The sequence below is a fragment of the Microcoleus sp. MON2_D5 genome, assembly GCF_036701905.1.
Taxonomy (GTDB): domain Bacteria; phylum Cyanobacteriota; class Cyanobacteriia; order Cyanobacteriales; family Microcoleaceae; genus Microcoleus.
In genome coordinates, this window is the sequence record NZ_JAUBRM010000229.1 from 1 (window position 1) to 1417 (window position 1417).

General features: G+C 41.4%; 1 protein-coding gene. It reads left to right on the plus strand.

Annotated elements, in window-relative coordinates:
- Positions 1–219 precede the first annotated feature (219 nt).
- Positions 220–1383 (plus strand): type I restriction-modification enzyme R subunit C-terminal domain-containing protein, encoded by a 1164-nt coding sequence (locus QUA47_RS30855; RefSeq protein WP_333433634.1) that lies wholly within the window; start codon positions 220–222, stop codon positions 1381–1383.
- The last annotated feature ends 34 nt before the right edge of the window (positions 1384–1417 follow it).

Here is a 1417-nt window from a genome sequence, read left to right on the forward strand (position 1 = left end):
GGTACTGGAATAATAATGAATCCTCCTGTATTTATTGTTTTAAGCACTGCCTAGCCCTTAACTGAACCGTATTGGATGATAGGACGAGGTACGAGGCTATGCCCTGACTTATTTGGACTGGGGCAAGATAAAGATTTTTTTTACCTGTTTGATTATTGCCAAAATTTAGAGTTTTTTCAACACAACTCAGAGACTGTTAATGCACCCATAACAAAATCATTGGGTCAGCAATTGTTTACCGCTCGATTAGAATTAATTGGAGAGCTAGATAAAAGACAACCTGGAAATCCACCAATTAATACAGCAAAACTGAGCCAACTTCAAGAGTATCAATCTGCCTCTAAAGAACCCAGTACAGATGCAGAATTGCGCCAGGAACTAGCCAATTTACTCAATACTGAAGTGGCGGCTATGAATACTGAAAACTTCATAGTGCGACCTAAACAACGATTCGTAGAGAAATATGCTAATTCCGCAGCATGGGCATCGTTATCGAGCGATGATTTTATGGAACTTAGTCAAGAAATAGCTGGTTTGCCCTCCCAATTGGAAACAGAAACCGAAGAAATAAAAAGATTTGATGTTCTGATGCTGAAGTTACAATTAGCAATCCTGCGCTCTGACTCTATGTTTAAGCGTTTACAAGAACAGGTGAAGTCACTTGCAGGGATGTTAGAGGAGAAATCTGCGATTCCCTTCGTGCAAGAACAGCTAGCCCTGATTCACGATGTACAAACCGATGAGTGGTGGCAAGATGTGACATTACCAATGCTGGAGGTGTTACGCAAACGCCTACGGGGGTTAATAAAGCTGATTGAGAAACAAAAACGCCAACCTATTTACACCGATTTTGAGGATGTAATGGGGGATGAGATAATAGTAGAGTTGCCTGGTTTTACAGCATTAGATAACTTTGAGAAGTTCCGTGCTAAAGCAAGGGCTTTTTTGCGATCGCATCAAGACCATGTGGTCATTTTTAAGCTGCGGACTAACAAACAGCTCACTCCATCCGATTTATCTGAGTTAGAGAAGATATTGCTAGAGAATAAATTAGGCGTAGAGGAGGATATAGACCGTGCCAAAGAAGAGGCGCATGGGTTAGGTTTATTCGTCCGTTCCTTAGTAGGACTCGATCGTGAGGTAGCCAAGCAGGAACTAGCTAAGTTTATATCTGGTAAAAATCTTAACTCCAATCAGATTGAATTCGTGAATATGATTGTGGATTACCTAACCGCACATGGCGCAATGGATGCAGCAATCCTTTATGAATCCCCATTTACCGACATTACGCCACAGGGGCCAGACGGATTATTTACCTCGACTCAAGTAGATGAATTATTTGGGTGCATCTCAGTTTTGCACATATATCAAGTGGAAAGTTGACCATTGAGATAAGCACAGCGCAGAGAAAGGATAG